A 13,926-nucleotide genomic window follows, 5' to 3' on the forward strand; every position below is an offset into this window, starting at 1 on the left:
GGGGCGGGTGACGGTTGCATTCGCAACCTATGGTGGTTTGACGCAAAGCCGTCAATGCATCTTGCTTCGTTCGCGGTGCCTTGAGTTGCATCAGGATCAACTCAAGGTGATGATCCGCTGAAGGAGGCCGTTCCGATGTCGAGTGTGGAGGCGATATCCGCGCCGCTGGCGGATGGCGGCACCGGAGCACCGGCGTTCCGATGGCGCAGCGCCAGCGTTGTTCGCATGCTGGATGTCGTTCTGGCGGGGGGCGCGCTGCTCCTCTTATCGCCCCTGATGGTATCGACCGCCTTGGCGATCTGGACGCAATGCGGCGGTCCCGTGCTGTTCCGGCAGCAAAGGATCGGGCAGGGCGGGCGTTCGTTCGACTGTCTGAAGTTCCGCACTATGGCGCCAGATGCGGAGGCGCGGCTTCCTGGCCTGATTGACGCGGAATGGCGGGCGTCGCGCAAATTCCGCCACGACGTGCGCGTGACACGCCTAGGCGGATTCTTGCGACGCTCCAGCATCGACGAACTGCCCCAGTTGATGAACGTGCTGAGAGGCGAGATGTCGTTGGTCGGGCCACGGCCGATCGTGATGGACGAGGCGATGCTGTATGGGCGGCGGCTGGCCGACTACTGCGCGGCGCGCCCCGGATTGACGGGGCTTTGGCAGGTGTCCGGCCGCAACGACGTGCCCTACCGTCGCCGCGTGGCGATGGATGTCTGGCTGGTCCGGAACCTGACGCTTGGCGTCTATCTCGCCATCCTCGCGCGCACCGTCCCCGCCGTGTTGAGCCGACGCGGCGTCTATTAGGGCAGGCGTTCCTCGAAGCCGTCGTCGGTCCCAATGATGGCCAGATCGGCCAAATCCAGGAACAGGCCGTGTTCGACGACCCCGGTGATCAGCTTCAGGTCGTCGGCCAGCCGCACCGCATCGTTGATCGCCTTGCACGCCGCATCATAGATCAGATTGCCGCCATCGGTGCGGACCAGGCCGCGATCCGCCTGACGCACCCGGGCGGGCTGGTTGATGTCGTGGTCGATCAGGACGTCGGCGATGCGGTTTGCCGTGGTCTTGTGACCGAAGGCCACGACCTCGATCGGCAGGGGAAAGGCGCCCAGGACCGGCACCACCTTGGCCGCGTCGGCGATGACGATGCAGCGGCTGGATGCCTCCCACACCAGTTTCTCGCGCAGCAGGGCCGCGCCGCCGCCCTTGATCAAGGCCAGGCCCGGCCCCACCTCGTCGGCGCCGTCCACGGTCAGGTCGATGCGCGGCGTGTCCTCCAGCGTGGACAGCGTCAGGCCCAGTTCACGCGCCAGGTCGGCGGTCTTTTCCGAGGTCGGCACGCAGCGCAGACCGGACAGGTTGCGCGCCGCCAGCGCCTTGACGAACCAGGCGGCGGTGGAGCCGGTGCCCAGGCCCACGATCATCCCCGCCTCGACATGGGCGGCGGCCGCTTCGCCGGCGTTCTTCTTCTGGATGTCGCTCATTTGGACGGATCGCTCTTGGACTGGGCGGCCTTGGCCGCCGCCTTCTTGGCTTTGGCTGTCTCGCGGAACGCGGCGGCGGCGTCGGTCTTGATGGTTTGGCGCGCGCGGCCGAAGGCCAGGGCGTCGGCCGGCACGTCCTCGGTCACGACCGATCCCGAGGCGATCAGGGCGCCGTCGCCAATGTGGACCGGCGCCACCAGGCTGGAATTCGAGCCCACGAAGGCTCCGGCGCCGATCTCAGTTCGGGCTTTGTTGAAGCCGTCGTAGTTGCAGAAGATCGTCCCGGCGCCGATGTTCGCGCCCGCGCCCACGGTCCCGTCGCCCAGATACGATAGGTGGTTGGCCTTGGCGCCCTTGGCCATGCTTACGTTCTTCACCTCGACGAAATTGCCGATCTTGACCCCTTCGGCCAGATCGGCGCCCGGGCGCAGGCGGGCGTAGGGTCCGATCTCGGCGCCTGAACCGACGCGGGCGCCCTCGATATGGCTGAAGCTGCGGATGCGCGCGCCGCCATCGACCACGGCGCCGGGGCCGAACACCACAAAGGGTTCGATCACAGTTCCGCCGTCCACCTGAGTGTCCCAGGCGAAGTGGACGGTGTCGGGCGCGCTCATGGTGACGCCGGCGGCCAGGAAGGTCTCGCGCTGAACCTGTTGAAACAGGGCCTCGGCCTGGGACAGTTCGGCCTGGGAGTTTACGCCCATCACCGCGTCCTCGGCGGCGAAGACGGCGCGGGTCGGATGGCCGCCCTTGCGCGCCAGCTCGACCACATCGGTCAGATAGTATTCGCCCTTTGCGTTGTCGTTCGTCACATGCGCCAGCAACGAGAAGAGCAGGGCGGCCGGCGCGGCCATGACGCCGGAGTTGCAGGCGGTGACGGCTAGCACCTCGGCGGACGCCTCCTTGGCCTCGGTGATGGCGAGCAGAGCGTCGCCATCCAGGATCAGCCGGCCATAGGCGCCGGGATCGCGCGCCTCGAACCCGATGACAGTTACGCCCTCGGCATTGAACACAGGCTCGATGTCGCGGGCCTTCAGCAGCGGTACGTCGCCGTAGGTGACCACCACCTCGCCGTCGAACCCGTCCAAGGCCTGTTCGGCGGCGCGAACGGCGTGGCCGGTGCCAAGCGGCGGGTCCTGAACAGCGATGGCGGCTTCGCCCAGCCGTTTGACGACATGGGCGCGGACTTCCGGCGAGTGATTCCCGACCACGACCACGATCCGCTCGCAGCCCAATCCCTCGGCCGCGTCGATGGCGTGGTCCAGCATGGCGCGGTGAGCGACGGGATGCAGCACCTTGGGCAGGGGCGACTTCATGCGCGTTCCCTGGCCGGCGGCGAGAATGATGGCGGCGCGAGCGCGTGTCTGGCTGGTCATGAATCGTCCCGAAGGCTAGTCGTCTCGCGATCTAGCCCATTCGGCGGGCCAGCGGGAGATGTGGATGACCGATCGCGACCTGGAAGGCTGGACCATCGCCTTCGATCTGGATGGGACGCTGGTCGATTCTGCGCCGGATCTGATCGGGACCCTGAATCGGCTGCTGGTCGAAGAAGGTCTGCCGCCGGTGGCGATGGAGTCGGCCTCCACCCTGATCGGCTCGGGCGCGCGGGCGCTGCTGGTGCACGGGTTCGAAGCGGCGGGGGCGCCGGTCGAGCGCGCGCAATCGCAGGAGCTGTTCGAGCGCTTCCTGGTCGATTACGCCGCCCATATCGCGGACGGCTCCCAGCCGTTCGAAGGGGTGGTCGAGACGCTGGAGAGGCTGACGGCGCGTGGCGCCCTTCTGGTCGTGGCGACCAACAAGCGTTCGGACCTGTCCGAACTGCTTCTTCAAAAGTTGGACCTCGCCCCGCATTTCGCGGCCATCGTCGGCCCGGATCGGGTCAGCGCGCGCAAACCGTCGGGCGCCCACCTGAAGGAAGCGGTGGCGCTGGCCGGAGGCGATCCCGAGCGAGCGATCATGGTCGGCGACGCCGCGCCCGACGCAGGCGCGGCCAGGGACGCGGGTATGCCCTGCATATTGGTCACCTTCGGCTTCACGCCGGTTCCGGTAGAGACCCTTGGGGCGGACGTGCTGATCGACGATTTCGAGGATGTGGAAGAGGCCGTCGACGGCCTGTTGTCCGACTTCTACGTCTCGAAAGCGCTGAAATTCTGAACGCAGCCGTCAGCAAATCTCTCGAAGAATGATCGCCGACGCGGTTGCGGATCGCCCTGGCGATGGACAGATTGGCGCACCCCGTCGAAAGTGCCCCTCATGTTCGCTCGCTTCCTGAAAATCCCGCTCTGGCAGCGCACCGCCGCCGGTTTCATCCTGGGCATCGTCGCCGGGCTGATCCTGAGGGAGCGGGCCGAGGTCTGGTTGCAGCCGATCGGCGATGTCTATCTGAACTTGATCCGCATGGTGGTGGCGCCCCTGGTGCTGTTCACCATCGCCAGCTCCATCGCCAAGTTGGGCGAGGGGGCCGGCGCCGTCCGGCTGGGCGTACGCACCATCGTCTGGTTCGCCATCACCTCGCTGCTGGCCGTACTGGTCGGTTTCGCCTTCGGGCACATCATCAATCCGGGCGTCGGCCTGTCGAACCTGCCGCTGGGCGAGGTCAAGGAGCGCGTGATCCCCACGCCGCTTGAGGTGCTGATCGGCGTGGTGCCGACCAATCCGTTCGCCGCCCTGGCCGAGGGCAAGGTGCTGCAGATCATCTTCTTCTCGGCCCTGGTCGGCATGGCGTTGGTGGCGCTGGGAGACCGGGCGCAGGGCGCGCGGCGGCTGGTGGACGAGGGCGCGGCCATCATCTTCCGCATCACGCGCTGGGTGATCCAACTGACGCCCATCGGCGTGTTCGGCCTGATCGGCTCGGTGGTCGGCGGCTATGGCTGGGAGGCTCTGCTGCCGCTGTTGAAGTTTATCGCCGCCATCTACGCCGCCTGCCTGTTCCACATCCTGATCGTCTATTCGGGCCTCCTGAAGGTCCATGGGCTGAAGGTGACCAGCTTCTTCCGCGGCGCCTTTGCGGCCCAGCAGACGGCCTTTGCGACATCGTCGTCGCTGGGCACTCTGCCGATTACCTTGCGCCAGACGGTCGAACGTCTGGGCGTGCCTCAAGCCTACGCCGCCTTCGCCGTGCCGCTGGGCGCCAATGTGAAGATGGACGGTTGCGGCGCGATCTATCCGGCCATCGCCTCGATCTTCATCGCCCAGTATTTCAAGATCGACCTGACCCTGACCCAATATGTGCTGATCGGTCTGACGGCGGTGCTGGGGTCTTTAGGCACGGCGGGGGTGCCGGGAACCTCCATCGTCATGCTGACCCTGACCCTGTCGACCGCCGGCCTGCCGCTGGAAGGCATCGGCTATATCGTCGCCATCGACAGGGTCATCGACATGATGCGCACCGCGACGAACGTCACGGGCCAGATGCTGGTGCCGGTGCTGGTGGCCAAGGAAGAGGGCATACTGAACCAGGACATCTATGACGGTCACGTAGCCTGGCTGCCTGGCGACCCGGAAGCCGAGACGCCGGAAACCGTTCGCGCCGCTGGAATCTGAAACGGACGCTTGCGCGCGGCGGGCGACCGGGCTATGTCGCCGCCTCCGCAAGGCATGGATGCGTAGCTCAGCGGGAGAGCACCTCGTTCACACCGAGGGGGTCACAGGTTCAATCCCTGTCGCATCCACCATCTTCCCGACATGACCGAGCCTCCAGCCTGAGAGGCTGTTCACCACGGTGAACTCGCCGTCAGGCCGCGCGTTTCACGACCATGAACCTGATCATCCTGTTCTTCGGCGCGGTGATTCTGGCCGGCGCCTTGTTCGCTGTTTCCAGCGTGTTCGAAGGGCGACGGCGCATAAATTTCATCGATAATGACGCGGACGTCGAACCGGACGAACCGACTGGCCCCGCCAAAGATCTTTGACGGGGATCGGCTGCTAGATCATCCAGCCGGTCGGCCAATCGCCTGTCGCCTCGCGGTAAGCCAAGGCTAGCGCGCCATAAAGGCCTGCGGAAGCGCCGGCTGAGGGGGCGGCTATGTAGTCGTCCATAACAAGTTCGCGCACGCTGGCGTCGTAGCCGCCCAGTTGCTGGACCAGCGCGCGTCTGACCCTATCGTAGAGGTGCGGCTGCATAACGCCACCGCCGATAATGATGCGTTGGGGCCTGATCACATAGGTCAGGTTGGCGCACAGGCTTGCCACATAGTGGGCCGCCATCAGCCAGGCGGGATGGTCTATCGGCAAGGTTTCCGCAGGCGCCCCCCACCGCATCCGCATGGCCGGTCCGCTGGCCAAGCCCTCCAGACAGTCGCCGTGGAAGGGGCAGGCGCCGGCGAAGGCGGTGTCGCCGGCTGCGCGCGGCGTTCGGATATGCCCCGCCTCGGGATGGTTCGCCCCGCCGTGCGGCCGCCCGTCGATGATTACGCCCACCCCGACGCCCGTGCCTACGGTGACGTAGCAGAAACTGTCCAGCCCGCGTCCGCTGCCGAACAACCTTTCGCCGATGGCCGAGCCGTTGACGTCGGTGGTCAGGACCGTGGGCGTGTTCGCCGCGCGCCGCAGATGGCTCAGGAGGTTGGCGCCGCTCCAGCCTGGCTTCGGCGTTGTGGTGATCGCACCATAGTCGGGCGCATCCAGGCGGAGCGACAGCGGCCCGAAACTGCAGACGCCCAAGGCGGCCAGGTGGCCGTGGACCGCCGCCGCTCTGGCGAAGAAGGCGTCGACAGCGGCCAGGGTTTCGCTAGGAGTCGTCGTCGCAATGCGGACCTGCTCCAAAATTCGGCCATCGCCATCGGCGACGCCGCACACGAACTTGGTGCCGCCCGCCTCGACCCCGCCGAGCAATAGAGTTTGCGTCATCGGCTTTGCTTCGACCTGGGCGCCAGGTGTGAAAGTGGGCCAATACGGCGATATTCGCCCGCCGCCGCTGCGCGTATCAGGTGCGACCAAGGCTCGCGCTGGAGAACAGGTTCGGCGCCGCGGCGTTGTTGAATCATGACCCCGCTCGCTCGCCTTCTTATTATACTCGATTCCCTTACCAAGTTCGTGACGCGGCAGGAACGCCTGCTCTGACGTCAATCCGGCGACGGATGGATTTGGCGCATTGCGTCCACCGCGTGCTGTCGTCACCTTGTAGGCGACGCGATTTACGAAAGGATGCCTGATGGCCCGCAAGCCCAACTATAATTTCGAGCGCCAGGAGCGCGAGAAGGCTGCGGCGGCCAAGGCGGCGGAAAAGGCGGCGGCCAAGGCCGAGCGGCGGAACGAAGCTGCGGCCAAGAAAGCGCAGCCGGCCGACGATTAAGTCTCGACGCAAAAGCCATTCGTGTTTTCGTTGTTTGAGGGCGCTGAAAGCCCTATTCTTGCACGATGACACGCTGGACCCCCGAAAGCTGGAGAACCAAGACCGCCCTGCACATGCCGGCGGACTATCCCGATCCCAAGGCTCTTGCCGTGGTTGAGGACGAACTGCGCGCCCTGCCGCCGCTCGTCTTCGCCGGCGAAGCGCGCCGCCTGACGTCGAAACTGGCGCAGGTGGAGCAGGGGGACGCCTTCCTGCTTCAGGGCGGCGACTGCGCCGAGAGCTTCAAGGAGTTCTCGACCGACAACATCCGCGACACCTTCCGCCTGATCCTGCAGATGGCGGTGGTGCTGACCTTCGCCGGGCGCAAGCCGGTGGTGAAGGTCGGCCGCATCGCTGGTCAGTTCGCCAAGCCGCGCTCGTCGCCGCTGGAGGCAATCGACGGCGTCGAACTGCCCAGCTATCGCGGCGACATCATCAACGGCATGGGGTTCACGCCCGAAGAGCGCGCGCCCGATCCGCAGCGCCTGATCCGGGCCTATAACCAATCGGCGTCGACGCTGAACCTGCTGCGCGCCTTCGCGGGCGGCGGCTATGCCGATCTGTACAACATCCATCGCTGGACGCTGGGCTTCGCTGGGGACAATGCGGCAGGCGCCCAGTACCGCGAACTGGCCGATAAGATCACGGAAGCCCTGGCCTTCATGGAGGCGGTCGGCGTCACGCCCGAGACCCATCCCGACCTGAGCCGAGTCGAGGTCTTCACCAGCCACGAAGCCCTGCTGCTGAACGTCGAGAGCGCCCTTACGCGGCTGGACGGCGGTTCGGGCGACTGGTTCGACACCTCCGCCCATATGCTGTGGATCGGCGAACGCACCCGTCAGCTGGACGGCGCCCACGTCGAGTTCATGAAGGGGATCAAGAACCCCATCGGCGTGAAGTGCGGGCCGACCATGACGGCCGACGACCTGCTGCCGCTGATCGACGCGCTGAACCCGGACAATATCTCGGGCCGTCTGACGCTGATCGGACGCTTCGGTCACGAAAAGGTGGGCGAGCGTCTGCCCAAGCTGATGCGCGAAGTGAAGGCGTCGGGCCGCAAGGTGATCTGGTCCATCGACCCGATGCACGGCAATACGCTGAAGGCCGGCAACGGCTACAAGACGCGGCCCTTTGATCGCATCCTGGGCGAGGTGCGCACCTTCATCGACGTAGCGGAGGCCGAGGGCGTCCACCCCGGCGGCGTACACCTGGAGATGACGGGCCAGAACGTCACCGAATGCTTGGGCGGCGCCCAGGCGGTGACGGAGGACGATCTGTCCAACCGCTATCACACCCATTGCGATCCGCGTCTGAATGCCGATCAGGCATTGGAACTGGCCTTCCTGGTCGCGGAACGGCTGAAGTCGGGTCGTGTCAGCCGATCCGAGGCCGCCTGACCGAATGAAGCAGAGCGGGCGGCCGTCGCGATGGTCGCCCTTGCTCCACGTGGGTTTTGATGGCGCGCCCCGGCGATGTATTCCGCTTGTCGGGCAGGGAATGGCGCCGCAGATACGACCGGATGCGGTCACGGCGCGGACATGGAGCCGCTGTCTGTTCGACCGGCAACGACAAAGGGCTTTTCGGGTCGCTCCCGGAGAGTGACGGACATGGATACGCCTGCCCACCAAGACGAGAAACCCGGCCGTGTCGCCTATCAGGGCGCGCCGGGCGCCTTCAGTCACGAGGCGTGTCTGGCCCTGCGTCCGTGGGATGAGGCGGTGGCGTTCGAGACCTTCGAAGGCGCCCTTCAGGCCATGACGTCCGGCGACTGCGGCTGCGCCCTGATTCCTGTCGAGAACTCGACCATCGGCATGGTGGAGCCCGCAGCGACCCTGGTGCGCGCCTTGGGAATAGAGCCGGTCGCGGAGGTGTGGCGGCCGATCCGTCATGCGCTGATGGGACTGCCCGGCGCCCGCCTGTCCGACATCCGCACAGTCGAGAGCCACCCCATCGCCCTGGCCCAGTGCGAGCAGACGCTGAAGACAATGCACATGGCGGTGATTGAACATTTCGACACCGCCGGCGCCGCGCGCGATGTGGCCGAGGCCGGAGATCCGACCCGCGCCGCCATCGCGGCTGCTGGGGCCGCAGAGGTGTATGGTCTGTCGATCCTGCGCAACGATTTGCAGGATTCGAGCGATAATCGCACGCGCTTCGTCCTTCTGAGCGCTTCCGAGGGTTGACGGCGCACGGTCTTTGCGTGTCTTAAGCCTGCACGGATCGCAAAACGATCCGCTTAACCGGAACCGGACCATGTCCCGCCAGCGCGCCCTCTCTGTTTCGTTCGACCGTTCGCGCGCGGTGTCCGGCCTCTATTTCGGCTACGGCTTTTACGGCTTTCGATACGCCGGCTGAGGCGTCGGGCGCACTCCGTCCCTGACTGCTTCACCGGCGACCGCTCTGGATCAGAGCGGCTGTTCGCCCCTGCACATATCGAAATTCAGAATGCCGAAAGCCCTATCCCATGCCCAATTCCAACATTCAGCAAGTCTGGCCTGACATGGCCGACCTGACCCCCGAACAGCAGGCCCTGGCCGCCCTGCGCGCCGAGATCGACCGGATCGACGACCAGATCCTGGCGCTGTTCGAACAGCGTCTGGCCGTCGCCGCCACCGTGGGCCGCGCCAAGGACGCCCCGACCGGCCCCCACACCAAACTGCGCCCCGACCGCGAGCAGACGGTGCTGGCGCGTATGCTGTCAAAATGTCAGCCCGAGAACGCCGAGGCGGTCGAGCACCTGTGGCGCGAGATCGTGGGCTGGGGCCTGGCGCGCCAGGGGCGACTGCAGGTCCAGGTCTGGGCCCCGATCGAGCCGACGCGGGCGTTCGACGGCGCCCGCCTGCGGTTCGGCGCGGCGGCCGACATCAAGATGGTGCGCGATCCGCAAAAGGCGCTGGCCTTCGCAGCCGAGGGCCATGGGGTCGCCGTCCTGGCCATCAACACCGAAGACGCCTGGTGGATGGGCCTGCGTCGCGAATGGTCGATGCTCAGCGTCTTCGACGGGTACGGCGGAGAGACGCCGACTTCGCTGGCGGTCGGCAAGATCGATCCGCCGGCCCTGCCCAAGGGCCGTCGCGTCATCGTGACGGCGGGCGGGGACGCGGGCGACGGCGGGGGCGCCCGGCGCTGGGGCCTGAATACGCACCATGGCTGGACCATCGCCATGACCGACGCTGAACTGGCGCCGGGAGACGCGGAAGGGTGCGTCGGCGCGATCGGCTGATATGTCGAAAAGGGCCGCATCCGGCGATGGATGCGGCCCGCTTCGTTTTTCAGACCGCCATATTGTCGATCAGTCGGGTCTTGCCGATCCAGGCGGCGGTCAGGATGCGCGCAGGGGCATCCACCACATCGTTGCGGAAGGCGCCGAGATCCTCGGCGCGGCGGATGGCGACATAGTCCACTCGCTCGAAACCGGCCTTTAGGATTGCGGCGTAGGCTTCACGCTCGATCCCGGGCAGAGGACGGCCGGAGGCGGCCTCCGCAGCAGCCTGGAACAGTATGCCGTTCAACTGCCGCGCCGAGGCCAGTTCGGGCTCGGACAGATAGGCGTTGCGCGACGACAGGGCCAAGCCCCAGCCGTCCCGTTCGGTCGGCGCGCCGACGATCTCGACCGGCAGATCCAGGTCGCGCACGAAGCGACGAATGACCATCAGCTGCTGATAATCCTTCTCGCCGAAAACGGCGACGTCCGGCTGGACCTGGTTGAACAGCTTGGTCACGACCAAGGCGACGCCGCCGAACATCTGCGGCCGGAAATCGCCCTCCAGGCCCAGGGCGGGACCGGCCATGGCGATACTGGTGGCGAAGCCTTCAGGATACATCTCCGCCGCCGCAGGCGCGAACATCAGGTGGCAGCCGGCGCCGGCCAGCAGACGTGCGTCCTCATCCTGTTGGCGGGGATATTTGTCCAGGTCCTCGTGGGCGGCGAACTGGGTCGGATTGACGAAGTTGGAGGCGACCACGCGATCGGCGCGCTGGGCCGCTTCTCGCACAAGGGTCAGGTGACCTTCGTGCAGGGCGCCCATGGTCGGAACCATGCCGACGCTGAGGCCTTGTCGTTTCCAGTCCCGAACGGTCGCGCGCAGGTCGGCCACGGTGCGGACGACGGGCAGGGGAGGAGCGTCCATCATGATGAAGCGATTAACCTTTCCGCTTAAGCCTGTTGATGCACCAGACCTCAAAGACTGGGCGCTAGGGTCGTGCTTATGACGCCCGCAGAAGCGACCCGTCCAGTTCTGATCGCCTCGGCGCTGATTGCGGTCGTGGTCGGCGCCGCCTCTCTGTCGGGGTGCGGCGCCGCGAACAGCGATCCCCATAGGTTCGGAGCCCTGGCGGATCAGGTCGCGGCGGTCGATGTGCCGCTGACGCCAGGCGGCGACCGGCTCGCTCCTCGGGCGCAATCGGCCGAGGCGGCTGGCCTGCGGCCGGTCAAGTTCAGCGCCATGAAGGTCGCGGTGATGGACCCCCACGCCATGTGGGACGCCCGCGACGATCAGGCCGGCGTTCGCCGCGTGGCCGATGACGCCAGCCTGCGCGACGCCGTGATTCGGGTGGTTCAGCCGGCGGTTCAGACCGCAACGGCTATTCCAATTCGTGAAGCCGGCGCAGCGAAGCCGCCCTCCTTGATGCATGACGCCGGCTTGCGCCGTCCGACGCCGATGGGCCGCACCATTCAACTGGGCGCCTATTCCAGCCCTGACGCGGCGCGCCAGGCCTGGGAGCGATTGAAGGCGTCCGCCGATTTCGCCGGCCTGGCGCCGGCGTTCGAGTCCGTGGAAGTTCAGGGTCGGACCTTGACGCGGTTGAAGGTCGGCCCGGTTCCGACCGAGGCCGCCGCTTCGGTTTGCCGCGCCGCCGCCGTCGCCGACGCCTGGTGCGCACGCAACAGCTGAACCCGCCTTCTTCGCCATCCACAGGTCTGCGTTAAGGTTCCGTTGACGTTTGGCGCGCGGCGGCCGACTCTAGGTCGAACTGGACCGCGCCTGAGTCGCGCCGGTCGGCACAGAGGATTCCCTCGAATGACGCAGCCGCATGTGATCGTTCTCGGCAACGAAAAGGGCGGGGCCGGCAAGTCCACCCTGGCCATCCACATCGTCGCGGGCCTGCTGCATGCGGGGCGGACGGTGGCGATCATCGACCTGGACCTGCGCCAGCGGTCGATGCAACGCTTCTTCCACAATCGCCTGGCCTGGCTGGCGGCGAACGAACAGGCCTTGCCGCAGCCCTTTATCCCGGACATGGGCGACGGCAAGGCCCTGGCCAAGACCGATGTCGCCGAACAGATCGCTGTCTTCGAACGCGCCTTCGACGAGGCTGTGGCCCAAGGCGTGGACTGCATCCTGATCGACACCCCGGGCGGGGATACGGCGGTGTCCAGCGCCGCCCACGCCCGCGCCGATCAGATCGTGACGCCAATGAACGACAGCTTCGTCGATTTCGATCTGCTGGGCGAGGTTGATCCGGTGTCGCTGGAGTTGCTGAAGCCGTCCATCTATTCGGAAAGCGTCTGGGAGGCGCGCAAGCAGCGGGCCATCTCTCAGGGGCGGCACGCGACCATCGACTGGCTGGTGGTGACCAATCGCCTGGCCGTCGCAGAGGCCCGCAACCGCAAGCGTCTGGAAGAGCGGATGACCAAACTGGCCAAACGGGTCGGTTTCCGCGTCGGGCCGGGCCTGCGCGACCGGGTCATCTATCGTGAACTGTTTCCCTTCGGCCTGACCGTGGCGGATCTGTCCAACGACATCCGGCCCGTGGCGGTGTCGCTGGCGCACGTCGCGGCGCGCCAGGAGCTTCGCAACCTGATGATGGCCATGGGGCTGGAGCAGGTGATCGCCCCTTTGGACGTGGCGGCCTGACGGTTTGACGACCCGATGGGTTTGATCGGGCTCGCCCTGGCGGCCATCGCCGTCTGGGCCCTGGTTCGGCTGGGTCGCCAGACCGAGCGGCGCGGCCGGGCGCATTGGCGCGTCACGGCTACCCTTTTGGGATCGGTCCTGCTGGCGGGCGGCGCTCTGGCCGCGTTTCGCGGCGCATGGCTGGCCGCGGCGGCGCTGGCCGGGGCTGGCCTCTATCTGGCTTGGTCGTCGCGAATACGATCCGTCGTTCGCTCCGAGCCGATTAGCGACGCCGACGCCCGCGCCGTGCTGGGCGTGCGAGCAGGGGCGAACGAGGCCGAAATCCGGGCTGCGTGGAAGCGCGCCATGGCCCGCGCCCATCCGGACCAGGGCGGCACCGAGGGGCTGGCGACGCGCGTCAACGCCGCGCGTGATCGCCTGCTGAAGCGGCGGGGGTCTTCCTAGCCGACACCAGACTCATTCGAAACAGTAGTTGTTGCGTATCAGTTTCATCTGGCCTAGATCATCTGAACCAACTTTCGGATGGAGCCGGAAATGAAGATCGCAACCCTCGCCGCCGTGTCCGCGCTGGCCCTGCTGGCCGCGTGCAACAAGCCGGGCGAAGCGCCTGCCGCCGCCCCGAACGCGTCGGCCGAAGCGCCGGTGTCGGTGAAGGCGCCGGCCGGCGTCTATGTGCTGGACCCGACCCATGCCACGCTGCAGTGGTCGCTGCTGCACAATACGATCTCGCACTACACCGCGCGGTTTGACAAATTCGAGGCCAGACTGACGCTCGACCCGGCGAACCTGGAAAACTCCAAGATCACCGCGACCATCGACCCCGCCTCGGTCAATGCGGCCTATCCCGCCGACTACAAGGCGTCGCACGCGGGTTCGGCCTATTCCGGCTGGAACGACGACATGGCGAACAATCCTACCTGGCTGAACGCCAAGGCCTTCCCCGCCATCACCTTCGTCTCGACGTCGGTGAAAAAGACGGGCGCGCGTACGGCCCAGGTGACGGGCGACCTGACCTTCCTGGGTCAAACCCATCCGGTGACGTTGGACGCGACCTTCAACGGCGAGATCGACCGTCATCCGTTCGCCAACGTGCCCGCCGTCGGCTTCGCCGCCGAAGGGCGGTTCAAGCGCTCCGCGTTCGGCATGGCGGTTGGTCCCATCGGCGACGAGGTGACTATCCGCTTCGACGGCGAATTCATCCAGGAAGTCGCTCCGGCCGCGCCTGCGTCCTGAGACCCAGAGCGAGAGAGCGGCGATT

16 protein-coding genes and 1 tRNA gene are annotated in these 13,926 nt (G+C 66.5%); 13 read left to right on the top strand and 4 right to left on the bottom strand.

What is annotated here, in order from left to right:
* The first annotated feature begins 135 nt into the window (after positions 1–135).
* Positions 136–798: a sugar transferase gene (locus KZX42_RS00295; RefSeq protein ID WP_248116007.1), complete on the top strand. Its 663-nt coding sequence runs from the start codon at positions 136–138 to the stop codon at positions 796–798.
* Here the strand turns inward: KZX42_RS00295 and rpiA are convergent.
* A complete protein-coding gene (gene rpiA / locus KZX42_RS00300) occupies positions 795–1,478 on the bottom strand; it encodes a ribose-5-phosphate isomerase RpiA (protein ID WP_248116009.1) in 684 nt (227 codons plus the stop codon). The two genes, KZX42_RS00295 and rpiA, sit on opposite strands and share 4 nt — an antisense overlap.
* Entirely contained in the window at positions 1,475–2,854 is a 1,380-nt protein-coding gene (glmU, locus tag KZX42_RS00305) for a bifunctional UDP-N-acetylglucosamine diphosphorylase/glucosamine-1-phosphate N-acetyltransferase GlmU (RefSeq protein ID WP_248116011.1), read from the bottom strand. Before glmU ends, rpiA begins: the two co-directional genes overlap by 4 nt.
* A gap of 58 nt (positions 2,855–2,912) precedes the next feature.
* Between glmU and KZX42_RS00310 the strand changes: the two genes are divergently transcribed.
* The 4 genes from KZX42_RS00310 (at position 2,913) to KZX42_RS00325 (ending at position 5,389) form a co-directional block, all read left to right on the top strand.
* Positions 2,913–3,632: an HAD-IA family hydrolase gene (locus tag KZX42_RS00310; RefSeq protein ID WP_248116013.1), complete on the top strand. Its 720-nt coding sequence runs from the start codon at positions 2,913–2,915 to the stop codon at positions 3,630–3,632.
* A gap of 99 nt (positions 3,633–3,731) precedes the next feature.
* Positions 3,732–5,021, top strand: a complete 1,290-nt coding sequence (locus KZX42_RS00315) for a dicarboxylate/amino acid:cation symporter (protein ID WP_248116015.1) — start codon at positions 3,732–3,734, stop codon at positions 5,019–5,021.
* Positions 5,022–5,077: 56 nt separating this feature from the next.
* Positions 5,078–5,152 (top strand) — tRNA-Val (locus KZX42_RS00320).
* An 81-nt stretch (positions 5,153–5,233) separates the two neighbouring features.
* Positions 5,234–5,389 (top strand): hypothetical protein, encoded by a 156-nt coding sequence (locus KZX42_RS00325; protein ID WP_248116017.1) that lies wholly within the window; start codon positions 5,234–5,236, stop codon positions 5,387–5,389.
* A gap of 13 nt (positions 5,390–5,402) precedes the next feature.
* Here KZX42_RS00325 and KZX42_RS00330 read toward each other — a convergent pair whose 3' ends face one another.
* The gene (locus tag KZX42_RS00330) at positions 5,403–6,326 is read right to left on the bottom strand and encodes an ROK family protein (RefSeq protein WP_248116019.1); all 924 of its coding nucleotides are present in this window, start codon (positions 6,324–6,326) and stop codon (positions 5,403–5,405) included.
* 304 nt (positions 6,327–6,630) lie between these two features.
* Between KZX42_RS00330 and KZX42_RS00335 the strand changes: the two genes are divergently transcribed.
* The 4 genes from KZX42_RS00335 (at position 6,631) to KZX42_RS00350 (ending at position 10,033) form a co-directional block, all read left to right on the top strand.
* Entirely contained in the window at positions 6,631–6,771 is a 141-nt protein-coding gene (locus tag KZX42_RS00335; protein WP_248116021.1) for a hypothetical protein, read from the top strand.
* 65 nt (positions 6,772–6,836) lie between these two features.
* Positions 6,837–8,207 (top strand): 3-deoxy-7-phosphoheptulonate synthase class II, encoded by a 1,371-nt coding sequence (locus tag KZX42_RS00340; protein WP_248116022.1) that lies wholly within the window; start codon positions 6,837–6,839, stop codon positions 8,205–8,207.
* A 210-nt stretch (positions 8,208–8,417) separates the two neighbouring features.
* Positions 8,418–8,993 carry a prephenate dehydratase domain-containing protein gene (locus tag KZX42_RS00345; protein ID WP_248116024.1) on the top strand — a complete coding sequence of 192 codons (576 nt, stop codon included), beginning with the start codon at positions 8,418–8,420 and terminating at the stop codon, positions 8,991–8,993.
* A gap of 281 nt (positions 8,994–9,274) precedes the next feature.
* On the top strand, positions 9,275–10,033 hold the full coding sequence (locus KZX42_RS00350; protein WP_248116026.1) for a chorismate mutase: 759 nt from the start codon (positions 9,275–9,277) through the stop codon (positions 10,031–10,033).
* Between the two features lie 49 nt (positions 10,034–10,082).
* Here the strand turns inward: KZX42_RS00350 and panC are convergent, their stop codons facing one another.
* Positions 10,083–10,940 (bottom strand): pantoate--beta-alanine ligase, encoded by an 858-nt coding sequence (gene panC, locus KZX42_RS00355; protein ID WP_248117230.1) that lies wholly within the window; start codon positions 10,938–10,940, stop codon positions 10,083–10,085.
* Positions 10,941–11,018: 78 nt separating this feature from the next.
* On the opposite strand from panC, the gene KZX42_RS00360 reads away from it, so the two are divergent.
* The 4 genes from KZX42_RS00360 (at position 11,019) to KZX42_RS00375 (ending at position 13,901) form a co-directional block, all read left to right on the top strand.
* Positions 11,019–11,705 carry an SPOR domain-containing protein gene (locus KZX42_RS00360; protein ID WP_248116028.1) on the top strand — a complete coding sequence of 229 codons (687 nt, stop codon included), beginning with the start codon at positions 11,019–11,021 and terminating at the stop codon, positions 11,703–11,705.
* Positions 11,706–11,831: 126 nt separating this feature from the next.
* Positions 11,832–12,668 carry a division plane positioning ATPase MipZ gene (locus KZX42_RS00365; RefSeq protein ID WP_248116030.1) on the top strand — a complete coding sequence of 279 codons (837 nt, stop codon included), beginning with the start codon at positions 11,832–11,834 and terminating at the stop codon, positions 12,666–12,668.
* A gap of 15 nt (positions 12,669–12,683) precedes the next feature.
* On the top strand, positions 12,684–13,112 hold the full coding sequence (locus KZX42_RS00370) for a molecular chaperone DnaJ (RefSeq protein ID WP_248116032.1): 429 nt from the start codon (positions 12,684–12,686) through the stop codon (positions 13,110–13,112).
* 90 nt (positions 13,113–13,202) lie between these two features.
* Positions 13,203–13,901, top strand: coding sequence for a YceI family protein (locus KZX42_RS00375; protein ID WP_248116034.1), 699 nt, complete (start codon positions 13,203–13,205; stop codon positions 13,899–13,901).
* Positions 13,902–13,926: the final 25 nt, after the last annotated feature.

It is taken from the genome of Brevundimonas sp. EYE_349 (assembly GCF_023147505.1).
GTDB lineage: Bacteria > Pseudomonadota > Alphaproteobacteria > Caulobacterales > Caulobacteraceae > Brevundimonas.